The 13,688-nt window shown below is 40.3% G+C and carries 11 protein-coding genes, 1 tRNA gene and 1 pseudogene; 5 read left to right on the top strand and 8 right to left on the bottom strand.

The features are described from left to right. The first annotated feature begins 11 nt into the window (after positions 1–11). The gene (locus tag ACYQ0C_RS01105) at positions 12–1,649 is read left to right on the top strand and encodes a B12-binding domain-containing radical SAM protein (protein ID WP_016275242.1); all 1,638 of its coding nucleotides are present in this window, start codon (positions 12–14) and stop codon (positions 1,647–1,649) included. Positions 1,650–1,783: 134 nt separating this feature from the next. On the opposite strand, the gene ACYQ0C_RS01100 is transcribed toward ACYQ0C_RS01105, so the two are convergent. Beyond that, positions 1,784–2,299, bottom strand: coding sequence for a hypothetical protein (locus tag ACYQ0C_RS01100; protein ID WP_016275241.1), 516 nt, complete (start codon positions 2,297–2,299; stop codon positions 1,784–1,786). A gap of 755 nt (positions 2,300–3,054) precedes the next feature. Further along, positions 3,055–3,399 (bottom strand): annotated as a pseudogene (locus ACYQ0C_RS01095) (Fic family protein); the annotation flags it as partial. Between ACYQ0C_RS01095 and ACYQ0C_RS01090 the strand changes: the two are divergent. Beyond that, on the top strand, positions 3,311–3,814 hold the full coding sequence (locus ACYQ0C_RS01090) for an ORF6N domain-containing protein (protein ID WP_371327421.1): 504 nt from the start codon (positions 3,311–3,313) through the stop codon (positions 3,812–3,814). The pseudogene ACYQ0C_RS01095 and the gene ACYQ0C_RS01090 overlap by 89 nt on opposite strands. A gap of 312 nt (positions 3,815–4,126) precedes the next feature. After that, complete coding sequence (locus ACYQ0C_RS01085) at positions 4,127–4,345, top strand: hypothetical protein (protein WP_016275237.1); 219 nt, start codon at positions 4,127–4,129, stop codon at positions 4,343–4,345. 24 nt (positions 4,346–4,369) lie between these two features. On the opposite strand, the gene ACYQ0C_RS01080 is transcribed toward ACYQ0C_RS01085, so the two are convergent. The 3 genes from ACYQ0C_RS01080 to ACYQ0C_RS01070 all read right to left on the bottom strand — a co-directional run bounded on the left by ACYQ0C_RS01080 (position 4,370) and on the right by ACYQ0C_RS01070 (position 7,398). Next, positions 4,370–6,193, bottom strand: coding sequence for a WG repeat-containing protein (locus ACYQ0C_RS01080; protein WP_016275236.1), 1,824 nt, complete (start codon positions 6,191–6,193; stop codon positions 4,370–4,372). Between the two features lie 146 nt (positions 6,194–6,339). Next, positions 6,340–7,149, bottom strand: a complete 810-nt coding sequence (locus ACYQ0C_RS01075; RefSeq protein WP_016275235.1) for a Fic family protein — start codon at positions 7,147–7,149, stop codon at positions 6,340–6,342. Positions 7,150–7,314: 165 nt separating this feature from the next. After that, positions 7,315–7,398, bottom strand: a tRNA-Leu gene (locus tag ACYQ0C_RS01070). 184 nt (positions 7,399–7,582) lie between these two features. On the opposite strand from ACYQ0C_RS01070, the gene ACYQ0C_RS01065 reads away from it, so the two are divergent. Then, entirely contained in the window at positions 7,583–8,626 is a 1,044-nt protein-coding gene (locus ACYQ0C_RS01065; protein ID WP_016275234.1) for a mannose-1-phosphate guanylyltransferase, read from the top strand. A 263-nt stretch (positions 8,627–8,889) separates the two neighbouring features. Here the strand turns inward: ACYQ0C_RS01065 and ACYQ0C_RS01060 are convergent, their stop codons facing one another. The 3 genes from ACYQ0C_RS01060 to ACYQ0C_RS01050 form a co-directional block, all read right to left on the bottom strand. Further along, positions 8,890–9,297: an HIT family protein gene (locus ACYQ0C_RS01060; protein WP_016275233.1), complete on the bottom strand. Its 408-nt coding sequence runs from the start codon at positions 9,295–9,297 to the stop codon at positions 8,890–8,892. A 51-nt stretch (positions 9,298–9,348) separates the two neighbouring features. Continuing rightward, positions 9,349–9,813, bottom strand: coding sequence for a transcription elongation factor GreA (greA, locus tag ACYQ0C_RS01055; protein ID WP_016275232.1), 465 nt, complete (start codon positions 9,811–9,813; stop codon positions 9,349–9,351). A 201-nt stretch (positions 9,814–10,014) separates the two neighbouring features. Further along, entirely contained in the window at positions 10,015–11,163 is a 1,149-nt protein-coding gene (locus ACYQ0C_RS01050) for a thioredoxin-like domain-containing protein (protein ID WP_025017958.1), read from the bottom strand. A 215-nt stretch (positions 11,164–11,378) separates the two neighbouring features. On the opposite strand from ACYQ0C_RS01050, the gene pnp reads away from it, so the two are divergent. Further along, on the top strand, positions 11,379–13,514 hold the full coding sequence (pnp, locus tag ACYQ0C_RS01045) for a polyribonucleotide nucleotidyltransferase (RefSeq protein WP_016275230.1): 2,136 nt from the start codon (positions 11,379–11,381) through the stop codon (positions 13,512–13,514). Positions 13,515–13,688 lie beyond the last annotated feature (174 nt).

Here is a 13,688-nt window from a genome sequence, read left to right as displayed (position 1 = left end):
GAATAAGAAACATGAAAATTCTCTGGATAGACCTGAACAGCTCGTATGCACATTCCTCATTGGCCCTGCCGGCCCTACATGCACAAATCATGACAGACCCCTCTGTAGAATGGGAAATCGTATCTGCCACCATCAACGAAAATGTGGGAATGATTGTCGATGAGATCTGCCGCCATCAACCCGACATCCTTGCCGCAACCACCTGGCTTTTCAACCATGAGCAGCTGATGCATGTCACCTCCAGAGTAAAAGCCTTGATACCCGAAGCCTGCCTAGTACTGGGCGGTCCGGAATTTCTGGGAGACAATGAAGAGTTCCTCCGCAAAAATCCATTTGTGGACTGCGTCTTCAGAGGAGAAGGTGAAGAAGCCTTTCCACAATGGCTGGCCTGCCAGAACCATCCGGAACAATGGCACACCGTGCCCGGACTCTGTTACCTCACTCCCGACAAAGAATATAAAGACAACGGCATAGCCCGCGTACTGAATTTCGCCGGACTCGTCCCTCCCGAACAAAGCCGCTTCTTTAACTGGAGCAAGCCCTTTGTCCAACTGGAAACCACACGTGGATGTTTCAACACTTGCGCCTTCTGCGTCAGCGGCGGTGAAAAGCCGGTACGCACCCTTTCCATCGAAAGCATCCGCGAAAGACTGCGACTCATCCATGCGCATGGCATCAAAAATGTACGCGTATTAGACCGTACTTTTAATTACAACCCGCGAAGAGCCAAAGAACTGCTCCGGCTCTTTTTGGAATTCCATCCCGATATCCGTTTCCATCTGGAGATACACCCCGCCTTGTTGTCGGAAGAGCTGAAAGAAGAACTCAGCCGGCTGCCCGAAGGATTGCTTCATCTGGAAGCCGGTATCCAGAGCCTGCGTGAACCCGTACTTGATAAAAGCCGCCGGATGGGTAAGCTGTCCGATGCCCTGAACGGGCTGAAGTTCCTGTGTGCCCTGCCCAACATGGAAACCCATGCCGACCTTATTGCCGGGCTTCCTCTTTATCATCTCCATGAGATATTTGAAGATGTCCGTACCCTGGCAGGATATAATGCCGGAGAGATCCAACTGGAATCGCTCAAACTGCTTCCCGGCACCGAAATGCGCCGGAGGGCGGAAGAATTAGGAATCAAGTATTCCCCCTTGCCCCCATACGAGGTTTTGCAGACCCATGAAATCAGTGTAAGCGAACTGCAAACAGCCCGCCGGCTTTCCCGGCTGCTGGATGGTTTTTACAATGCCCCGGCATGGCAGACACTGACACGCGAACTCATTTTGAATGATGAACAATTCCTTTATCGTTTTCTTGAATATTTGACAAAGGCCAATCTGATAGACCAGCCCATGAGTCTGGAAAAACGAGGACTGATACTCTATGAGTATTGCAAACAGAACTATCCCGAATACCAGACAAAGGCCACCATTGCCTGGATAGAGGCAGGAATGTCACTGAAAAAGCTCCCTGCCGAAAGGGTACGGACAAAGCGGCAGCTGCCTCCGTCTGACTGGGAAATCATTGACGGAGAATATAAGGAGAACCTCCGCCTGTGCTTTCTGCCTGCCGATGAAAAGGGGGAACATGGCTACTGGTTCGGCTTTGAGTCGGAGATACAGAAGGTGGAACCTGTGTTCAAGGCAAGGACTTAATATTGCTGCTGTTTCCGCTAAGGGAGTATAATATGAGGTACTCCCATCGTGTGAAATATAAGGAAGATATTTTTGTCTGGCAACTTTTTTCGGTATGCGCCGGTGGGGTCGCTCTGATAGAAATACAGTCTTAATCAGTAAGAAATAAAAAGTCCCGATAAGGTATATTCATGCTCTACTTTTTTTCCATTAAACACAACCCGTACCGCAGAAGATGAATTTGCATTTGATATAATTCTGTTCCAGACAAAACTCAGTGTACGACCATCCAACTTTCCTGAGATGACAGACTTATACTCATAAAACCCAATAACTCCCGGTATAGTAGCTACTTTTTCCTCCCGCCAAGAGTATCCGTTTTCATCTTGATTGATACGACAATTTAAATTAAAATCAATTATTTGAGTTTCCACACATAATCCAAACGACTGCAAGGCAATGGGACGCGCTTCTTCAGAAGTCAAATCTGCTGTGACAGCAGCCTCCCCTTCATTTATCACATCGCCATTTTTATAAGCCACATAGTTGCCCTCATATTTCCCCACTGCCTGGGCAAAGGAAGGCAACTCAAAATCATCTTCCTTACTACATCCCCCCCAAACAATAGAAAACAGGCATATTAGCATCATCCTTCCTATATAAGATTTCATATTCCAGTTTTCATTGATTACTATATTACTTATCCTATCTTACAAAGATAACAAGATAAACTGATATTACCATACCTATTAACATAATTCTCCCGCCAGGAAGAGGAATACTTTCATGCACAACTTTAATTGTTATTCTTCTCAAAAGGAATCGATATATTTCTAAGAAAAGAAAGATTATGTTTCAGGATGACCGGGAACAACTACCAACCTTTGCGTTATGCTTTTAGGCATAACGGAGTACGTAGAATGACCGAATGCCTGCACGGTTATAGGGATATTCCGTAAATGTTCCTCTTTCTTATAAATCAAGAGAAAAATTTTACTTTACGTGAGCTTTTCTCTTATTTTTTCGGCCAAATAGCTAGTCTTCTATCTTTTTCATAGAATATTATTTAGGAATATCCCTAGATATTGTTTCAAAAAATAAAATAGAAATTCAAGATTACAGTTGGAAGCGGTAATCAGGAGTTGCTGAGAATTGTAGGTTCTTCTTGATTCTTCAAGAATCTCGAAGTTTCAAGAAGAATTTAGCCGCACTTTCATTATCGAATCAGGCATAATTTTACTTGGTGTTTCTCGATTTCCATAAAACGGAGATTCGACATCAAGAATGATACATTCAAAGTGGAGAAAGCCCCAATGGATAATACCAAACTGGTATTGACCATAAACAAGAGACTTATTTCCGAGTGGTTTAGAGAACAATGGAAGAAAACACGTCAAGATATAAAATCAGTGGCATAATCCTTATTTCAAAACATAAAGCTAAACCCTCTCTTCTGTAAAACGTTAAACCGTTCAATCTCCAAAGAGAGGGATTTCTTTAACTGTCCTGCCATGAATGCTAAGAAAGGCTGATTGGATTCTTCATCCTGACATTGACGTAGGGAAAGGTTATATTCTTCTCTATCCTCTTTGAATATTTTGGCCGGGAAAAGGTGATAATAAAATTGGATCCAGTTCATCAGCAATCGTGCCGTTCTGCCGTTGTCATCCACCCACGGATGTATGGTTACTAAATTAAGATGGGCATTGAAACTCAATTCATACTGTTTCCGAAATGTTTTTGCGGTCTTTTGCTTCTCTTGCAGAATAAAAGAAGAGTTTGAAAGTTTGAGGTCGCAAATTGCGTCCTCAAACAAAAGAGGTGGTACACGATATATGCCTTTTGCCTTTACAGAACAAGGTGTTGCTATGCTTTCATCTGTATTAAATAGCGAAGCAGCTATTGAAATAAACATATCCATCATGCGTGCTTTTGTTACTGTACGCCAATACTTGTCTTCTGTAAATAGCACAACTAAGGAAATCGAAGAGTTAAAGCAGCGCATGAAAATGCTGGAAGAAGGCAATGAAGACGCAATAGCAGCAGTTAATGACCTTAGTGAAGATACCCGAAAAGAACTTGATGATATTTACTTGGCATTATCACAGTTGGCAGATAAACAGAAGCAAATCAACCAGCAAAGAGAACGTAAACCTATTGGATTTATCCAATATGATAATGATTAACTCAACTTCTAATCATATAATATTAGGTTCAAATCTTATAATAACTACTTAAAAAATCAATTATGTACCTCATTCTACTTTTAGTTGGTGCTTTTATTCTATTCTGTTTATTACTGCAATAAAAATAGCAGTATGGTATGAAAAAGTACACAGAAAATATGTAAACTGGAAAGAACACTTTGCCAAAAGTGTCATCAAACTCTTCATTCTTCCGAGGAAATAGAAATTCCTATAGTAAAAGAAATAACAAAAGGACGCTTTGTTAAAACAGATAAATGTACTGCCAAACCAGCTATCCAAACATTCAATCCTATGCAAATTGAAACATTTCCTTCATGGTCTGTGGTAGAAAAAAGGAATCATAAATATGAATTTGTAGAAAAAATTGGGCCTTCTTGCTCTATCATATATATTGAAAATCCTAGCTTCAATAAAGAGCAGTCTCAAAAGTATGCCATAGAAATATTGCAAGATTTTATCCAAAACAAGCTTCAATATACATCCAAGAATGGAATGCCAACCACCACTTGATAAATATAAAATAAAGCAGCATTTTTAAAAATTCCAAAAACGTTCATCTTGCTGATCCATATCCAAGCCATCATTATAATACCTCCAATCGTATGAATCTGCCGAATCATCGGACATACTCTCTCTTATTTCTTCATAATGTTCATCCTCCCAAAGGTATTTAAAATCTTTATAATATGGATACCAAAAACGATTAGTATCATTGTTATCATGAGGTATGTGCTCCCAATACTGTGCTATCAATGTTTTATGTACCTCGCTTAACACAAGAGTTTCCCAACCATCTAAAGGTTTAAAAGTTGGATATAACAATTCATACAACTGAGACCCAGTTATTTTTACCACATTTTCTTGACAAATAGCATCTTTGTTGAATTTCAATAAACAGCATTGGCATTGATATATATCATCTTCTTCTACATATTTAATTTTAAATCCTATAGCTATATTATTATATGGATTAGTTATCAAACTAAATTGTGGTTCCAGCAATTCTTTTGTAACATTTCTTATACCAACTAATCCTCTTTCATTTTGAATAAAAAGCAACTCACTATTTATTGATTTTACATCTATATATGTTGGAGCAATAACCATTCGCTCATTGCAAAAAACAATTCCTTTCAATCTCCCTATTGAGTCATCAGTCATTACATTTTTTTTACTTATACTGTACATTACGACGGTGTCATTTATAGAAGAAGCCGAACAGACACTAATCCCCTTTATTATCTTATCATCTTCACTATATCTTTTCCCTTTGCGCAATTTGGGAGATTCCCCTATAAGCAGACCTTCACTCGCAGGTAGATTGTTACATAGAAAATCAAATTCATATTCTATTTCTTCACGAGTTTCATTTATTAAATGCCTAGGAATAAATGATTTCAAATCTTTATCAACAATGATAGAATACATTTTATCACAATTTAATTCTTTTACTAATTCGTCACCATATTCAATTTCAGTATTTCCCCAATAAGTTGTTTTCCAATAAGATTTAACAACTATCCCAAAATTAAGAATAAAATAATTAGTTCCGATTTGACAATTGTTAAATCCACCTATAATCATAGTACCTTCTAAATCGTATAAATCATATGTTCCATAATATCTATCCACGAACACATCACCACATTCATATTCATCATCTCCAGCTATAAAATACTCATTAATATAATGGATAGCATGATACTTTACGGGAATAATCTCTTTACCTTGCCAATTGCAGCATCCCCATACTCCATTCCACGTACAATCAGGATCAGTTTCCTCCATAGCTCCAAAATTCACATAAACATAGTCCCAATTCCCACTTCGTTCTATTTTAGAATATATTGTAGGGACGATTTCCCGTCCATCGAAATCCACCAATCCCTTACGGTGAGTATCAGCATCCTCTACAAGTATAGTTCTCCTACACAACATATCATCAGAAACTCTTCTTGGAAACTCTAATATTGGAATAGGGTTACTATATTTTATCCGGAAAAACTCCTTTCCCGATGAATCAATGACTCCCCACCTATTACCCAATAAAACATCATACATATTTCCATTAGTTTCCGCTCTTTTCTCAAATTTATCATAAACAAAAGGAATAATATCCCAACCTTCTGAATTTACCACACCATATTTTCCTTTATGCCTACAAAGCAATCTGTCATTCTCCAAAAAAACAATTTGCACCTCAGACCAAATGTCATAATTATCACAATCATAATCATCTACCACTATATACTCATTTTCATCCATCTTAGCTGAGTAAAAATTCATATTATCAACATCCTTAAATAGATAATTATATTCTAATGCGTTATGACATTCAACAAACAAAGGCTTATCCATAGTATTCTCATTTTATCATTTAACAAAAGTAACAAAGAGTTTGCATTGGGCTCATCAATCCATTAAATTCTTCCTAAAAACACTCTATTTATTTAATATACCAATTTAATACGTCAAGATATAAAACCAGTGGCATAATCCTTATTTCAAAACATAAAGCTAAACCCTCTCTTCTGTGAAACGTTGAACCGTTCAATCTCCAAAGAGAGAGATTTCTTTAACTGTCCTGCCATGAATGCTAAGAAAGGCTGATTGGATTCTTCATCCTGACATTGACGTAGGGAAAGGATATATTCTTCTCTATCCTCTTTGAATATTTTGGCTGGGAAAAGGTGATAATAAAATTGGATCCAGTTCATCAGCAATCGTGCCGTTCTGCCGTTGCCATCCACCCACGGATGTATGGTTACTAAATTAAGATGGGCATTGAAACTCAATTCATACTGTTCCCGAAATGTTCCCACGGTCTTTTGCTTCTCTTGCAGAATGACACAGAGTTCTTCTACCTTAGCAGGAACTTTCAGATAGTTCATATAAGAATGTCCGCCAACACCAGCCGTAACACCACATAAACGAAAATCTCCTTTTGAAGAATCGAAAGAGCCGCCCATTACACTATGTACACCGCCTGTAGTACGCATTAACGTTGCATTCAACCTTTTCAGAAAAGCAGGAGTTATAGGTACAAGACAGTCAGATTCTGCCTTGGCAAGCTCATACGCTTGCTTCAAATCCTCATTCATCAAATGATGCACAAGCGGTTTCCCTTTCGCTGTTACCCCCTCGTCAAAAAGAAGCTGAGTGTCAAGCTCCGTCAGCGTTGAACCTTCTATGGCTGTGGAATGGGTGACAAGAGAATAGAGGTAGTACTTATCATAGTCCACCGCTTCACTGATACCTAGTTCCTGAAACTTTTGATATAGCTGTTCTATCTCTTGCCAAACACCTTGTTCCATTGTTTTTTATTTAATAGGCTTTATTTCTTTTCAAAGGTAGCGTATTTACTATGTTCAACCAAAGAAAATAATGACTTACTGCTAGAATTTTTGCACGTGTGGGGAAAATTCGAATAAAGCAAAAAGCTAAGTGATTGATAAATCAATACTTAGCTTTTACATCCGTACCCAGACCCGGGGTCGAACCGGGATGGAAGTGAATCCACTGGTGTTTGAGACCAGCGCGTCTACCGATTCCGCCATCTGGGCATCTTTTGAAACTTTGTTTGTTTCTCTATTGCGGTTGCAAAGGTACGACTTTTTTTCATATCTGCAAACTTTTCCGCATTTTTTTTCAAAAAAAGATAAATGTACTACGATTTATGGGATAACGGACAATGGTTTTCTAAAAATAAGCCCTATATTAGCAGAAACTTTAAAACGACTTTATATCATGACAAACAACAATAATTATTGTGTCATCATGGGGGGAGGTATAGGTAGCCGGTTCTGGCCATATAGCCGCAAAAACCTCCCCAAACAATTCCTTGATTTCTTCGGGACCGGACGTTCTTTAATACAACAAACGTTTGATCGCTATAAAAAAATAGTCCCCATAGAAAACATCTTTATAACAACCAATGTATTGTATAAAGAATTAGTCCAAGAGCAACTTCCCGAATTGGACGAATCACAAATTCTATTGGAGCCCACCCGCAGAAACACTGCCCCATGTATAGCATGGGCTTCCTATCACATAAAAAAGATCAATCCCAATGCCAATGTCATTGTAGCCCCGTCCGACCACTTGATTTTAAAGGAAGACGAATTCAAAGCTGCTATTTTGAAAGGACTGGAGTTTGTTTCAAACTCTCCACAACTGCTGACATTAGGTATCAAACCCAACAGGCCGGAAACCGGTTATGGCTATATCCAGGTTGAGGAAGAAAAACAAGGAGACTTCTTCAAAGTAAAAACATTCATTGAAAAGCCCCAACTGGAATTTGCCAAAGTATTCGTTGAAAGTGGCGAGTTCTATTGGAACTCAGGGATCTTCTTATGGAATATCAATACAATTTTAGAAGCTTTCAATGAGATTATGCCCGAAGTTTGTATCAAACTGACCAATGGAGAAGAGGACTTCGCCTCCTGCCCCAACATTTCCATTGACTATGGAATCATGGAGAAAGCCAACAATGTCTTCGTCCAGCTATGCGACTTCGGCTGGGCGGATTTAGGTACATGGGGCTCCTTGTATGACGTATCTCCCAAAGACCAAGAAGGAAATGTGGTAGTAAACGGAAACTCCTTATTATATAACAGTCATAATAATGTAATAGTGGCGCCGGAAGGGAAATTAACCGTTATACAGGATCTGGAAGGTTATTTAGTGGCTGCAAGAGACAATGTATTACTCATCTGCAAGAAAGACGATGAAAGCGCTATCCGGAAATTCGTAAATGACGTACAGATCAAGTTAGGCGATCAATTTGTATAAAGCTGAAATCTGTCATTGATCATAGTCGGATAAAATTGACTGGCGAAAAATAAGGTGGATGAGCCACCGATAGCTCAAAAAAGTAACTTAAGTGCATCGGGCAAGTAACTTAACTTACTTGGCACTTTAACTTAACTTACTTGCCTCATGAAGTTAACTTACCGTTTCACCTCATATTGGGCAAATCCATTCAGCCTGACTATACAAAGAAAGCGGGATGCAGAAAAATCCGCATCCCGCTCTTTATATATTAAAGAAGAAGATTACTTGTCACCACCTTCCCAGGCTTGACTGATTGCTGTCGCCACCTCCACAAACTCTTCATTTGTGAGCTTCAACTTCGGATTAGAGAATATCATATCCGATTCCTTCTGGATAGGAATCAGATGAATATGTGCATGAGGAACCTCCAGTCCGATCACCGCCTCACCTACTTTCTTGCATGGAAATGCTTGTTGGATGGCAAGAGCGACGCTCTTTGCAAAAACATGCATCGCCGCCAGTTCGTCGTCATCCAGATCAAAAATATAGTCCACCTCGCGTTTCGGGACAACCAATGTATGCCCCTTGGCCAACGGATTGATATCCAGAAAGGCATAGAACTTATCATTTTCAGCCACTTTGTAGCTAGGAATCTCACCTGCAATAATTCTACTAAATATTGTTGCCATATCTATAAGTATTAAATAAGGCAGACCCGCATAACAGACCTGCCTTACATATTAAAATGAAATATTCACAACTTCCAAGCTGATTTTACCCTGCGGAATGGTGATCTCAGCCACATCACCCACCTTCTTGCCCAACAATCCCTGTGCGATCGGAGTATTTACTGAAATCTTGCCCTGTTTCAAGTTGGCTTCGCTTTCGGCTACGATAGTATAAACCATCTTCATTCCGGTCTTGGCATTCTTTAATTCGACTTTCGTCAAAATCTGCACTGTATCTGCTTTCATTTTTGAAGTATCAATAATCTTAGCATCACCAATTGTTGATTTCAGCTGGCTGATCTTCATTTCCAACAGACCTTGCGCCTCTTTGGCAGCATCATACTCGGCATTTTCCGACAAGTCACCTTTATCACGGGCTTCGGCAATAGCCGACACAATTTTAGGACGTTCTACTGATTCCAAGTACTTCAGTTCCTCAATCAGCTGTTTGTAACCTTCTTCTGACATATAAGCCATAATATTTTCCTCCTTATTAAATTATAAAATTATTCATTGTTCTAGTTATGCCTATAAAAACAAAAAGAATTCCGACATGGAAATGTCGGAACCCTCTTTGGTATTTCAAGTCTTGCAAAGATAGAATTTTATCTAATACAAGTCAAGTTTATAAGGATGCTATGTAACATGTTTAAACAAATTCAACTCATAATTAGCTTTTTACAAGAGTTTTTTAATGGCTTCATCCAAATCTTTAATATTCTCGCCACGAGCACTCAGCTCATTACTACGGTTTACCAGGAACACTGAAGGCAGATTGGTTACATTATACAACGAAATGTATGAAGAATAAGCACCATTAGCGTCGCGCACACAAACCCAAGGCAGATTATCTGCCGATGTTTTCCAAAAGTGCTCATCACCATCCAGTGAGATCTGATAAATCTCGAACCCTTGAGAAGCGTACTTATTATAAAGTTCGCGCAATGCCAAGTTGTGTGTGGCAGACATTGCATTATTATACACTGTAAAATCTATCAGCACCACCTTGCCCTTCAGCTCTGTCAAACTGCGTGTATTCCCTTTCAAATCCTTCAGCTGGATATCAATGATACTGGCCTCCTTGATTTTATCTTCAGGAATATCCATCGTCTGCTGACGTGGAGTACGAGTATTCTTCATTCCTTTTATAACCATATTATACAGATTACGCGAGCGGTCGGCATGCGGATAAGCATTGTTCAAGCTCGTAGCCACCGCTGCGAAGCACTTCACATCTTCCTTATTAGTCAAAGGATCAAAAATCATATACCCGTTCAGCGACTGGAACAAAGCGAAATAAGCGTATGGCATATTAGGAGCCGCAAAAATATATTCGCGCTTCACTTTATTCTTGTAATTGTTCACCATAGCCCAAAGACTATCCTGTGCGATACCCGCAGGAATATTACGGTTCTGGCCCAATTTGTCCACATTCTTTTGCAAATCAGCTTGCAGCAGCACCAATTCCTTGATTTTCAAATTGTTTTCCGAACCTTCAATACGATATCCGGTCGCAAAATCATTTGCCGCCGCCTTGACTGATACTGTTTCCGTAGAGTCAACAGCAAAATTTATCACTTTATTATCCAAACGCAAACGATAGAATTCGGGAGATTCCGGACGCTTCTGCGCAAAATTAAAACTTCCGCTACCGCCTAATTTGGTCGAATCAAGCGCTACTATGCCATCCAACCCCGACGCTTCCAAATAAAGCATCTTATCTTCAGCACCATTAATTTCACCTTGAACTTTGAACTTCGGTTCATTGTCGCAGGCGCTCAACCCTATCAACAGAAGTGCGAGCAAAAAATATACATTCTTTTTCATCGCTAAAATTAATATAAATGTGTGTTCTCTTAATAAATTCGGATGCAAAGATACGTCTTTTCGTGGTTTGTCAAAGCATTTATCCACCTTCTTACACATTAAAATGAAAAAAAACAGTAATCATAGTAACTTTTTATCTCATTCTCACCAAATTAGAAGAATAAATGCCTATCTTTGCATGAATTTTAGACGAAAAATATATTAAAACATTTTTTATGATCAATCCAATTGTTAAGACGATCGAGCTTCCTGATGGTAGAACCATCACACTCGAAACGGGAAAGCTGGCAAAACAGGCAGACGGCTCTGTAATGCTTCGCATGGGTAACACCATGTTGCTAGCTACTGTTTGTGCAGCAAAAGATGCAGTTCCCGGTACAGATTTTATGCCCCTTCAGGTAGAGTACAAAGAAAAATATGCAGCATTCGGACGTTTTCCCGGTGGCTTTACCAAAAGAGAAGGCAAAGCTTCGGATTATGAGATTCTGACTTGCCGCTTGGTAGACCGCGCATTGCGTCCTTTATTTCCCGATAATTTCCACGCAGAGGTTTACGTAAACATTGTTCTTTTCTCAGCCGACGGAGTAGATATGCCTGATGCACTGGCTGGATTGGCCGCTTCGGCTGCATTGGCTGTTTCCGACATTCCTTTCGGCGGACCGATTTCTGAAGTACGTGTAGCACGTATTGATGGTCAGTTTGTTATCAACCCCACTTTCGAACAACTTGAAAAAGCTGATATGGACTTAATGGTTGCCGCTACATACGACAACATCATGATGGTGGAAGGCGAGATGCAGGAAGTTAGCGAACAAGACTTATTGGCTGCCATGAAAGCCGCTCACGAAGCAATCAAAGTTCATTGCAAAGCGCAAATGGAACTGATGGAAGAGGTCGGTTCTACGGTAAAACGTGAATATTGCCACGAAGAGAACGATGAAGACCTGCGCAAAGCTGTACGCGAAGCTTGTTATGATAAAGCATACGCTATCGCTGCTTCAGGAAACAGAAACAAGCACGAACGTCAGGATGCTTTCGATGCCATCCGCGATGAATTCAAAACTCAATATACAGAAGAAGAACTGGAAGAAAAAGGTGCATTGATAGACCGTTACTACCACGATGTGGAAAAAGAAGCGATGCGTCGTTGCATTCTTGACGAAGGCAAGCGTCTGGACGGACGTAAGACTACTGAAATCCGCCCTATCTGGTGCGAAGTAGGTTACCTGCCCGGCCCTCACGGTTCTGCTATCTTCACCCGTGGTGAGACCCAGTCTCTGACTTCGGTAACTCTGGGTACAAAGCTGGACGAAAAAATCGTAGACGATGTACTGGATCAGCACAGAGAACGTTTCTTGTTGCACTACAACTTCCCTCCTTATTCTACCGGTGAGGCAAAAGCACAACGTGGCGTAGGCCGTCGTGAGATTGGTCACGGACACTTGGCATGGCGTGCTTTGAAAGGACAAATTCCTGCAGGCTACCCGTACACGGTACGTGTAGTATCTGATATCATGGAATCAAACGGTTCTTCTTCAATGGCTACCGTTTGTGCCGGAACACTTGCCTTGATGGACGCTGGTGTCGCTATGAAAAAACCAGTTTCAGGTATTGCCATGGGCTTGATTAAGAATGCTGGTGAGGAAAAATACGCCGTGTTGTCGGATATCCTTGGTGATGAAGACCACTTGGGCGATATGGACTTCAAGGTTACAGGTACCCGTGATGGTATCACCGCCACCCAAATGGATATCAAGGTAGACGGCCTGTCATTCGAAATTCTGGAAAAGGCATTGCTGCAAGCAAAGGAAGGCCGTGAGCATATTCTTAACAAGTTAACCGAATGTATCGCAGAACCTCGCGCAGACTTGAAACCGCATGCTCCACGCATTGAAACCATGACTATTCCTAAAGAATTCATTGGTGCGGTCATCGGCCCGGGTGGAAAGATTATTCAAGGTATGCAGGAAGAGACCGGAGCAACCATCACTATTGAAGAAACTGATGGTGTAGGCCGCATTGAAATTGCCGGAACAAACAAGAAGTCTATTGACGATGCCATGCGCATCATCAAAGGCATCGTTGCTGTTCCCGAAGTCGGTGAGGTTTACGTAGGCAAAGTCCGTTCAGTGATGCCGTATGGCGTATTCGTAGAATTCCTGCCAGGTAAAGACGGCTTGTTACACATCTCGGAAATTGACTGGAAGCGCCTTGAAACAATTGAAGAGGCCGGCTTAAAAGAAGGAGACGAAATAGAAGTGAAATTGCTTGATATTGATCCCAAGACTGGCAAATTCAAACTTTCCCACAAAGTATTGCTTCCTCGTCCTGAAAGACAAGAAAAGAAATAAGGATATTCTTTATTTTTAATTATAAAAAGCGTAACCAGAAAACAGGTTACGCTTTTCTTTTTTTAAGACCAAGCCATTTAATAATAATGTAAAACAAAAGCGCGACTCATTAGTCGCGCTATCTGATATATCATACAGAAGAAACTCCTCTGCTTTATATGATATCCGGTTTAT

The organism is Phocaeicola sartorii JCM 17136 = DSM 21941 (assembly GCF_054653615.1).
Note: the sequence above shows the minus strand (reverse complement) of the source record. Positions and strands in the feature narration are given on the sequence as shown.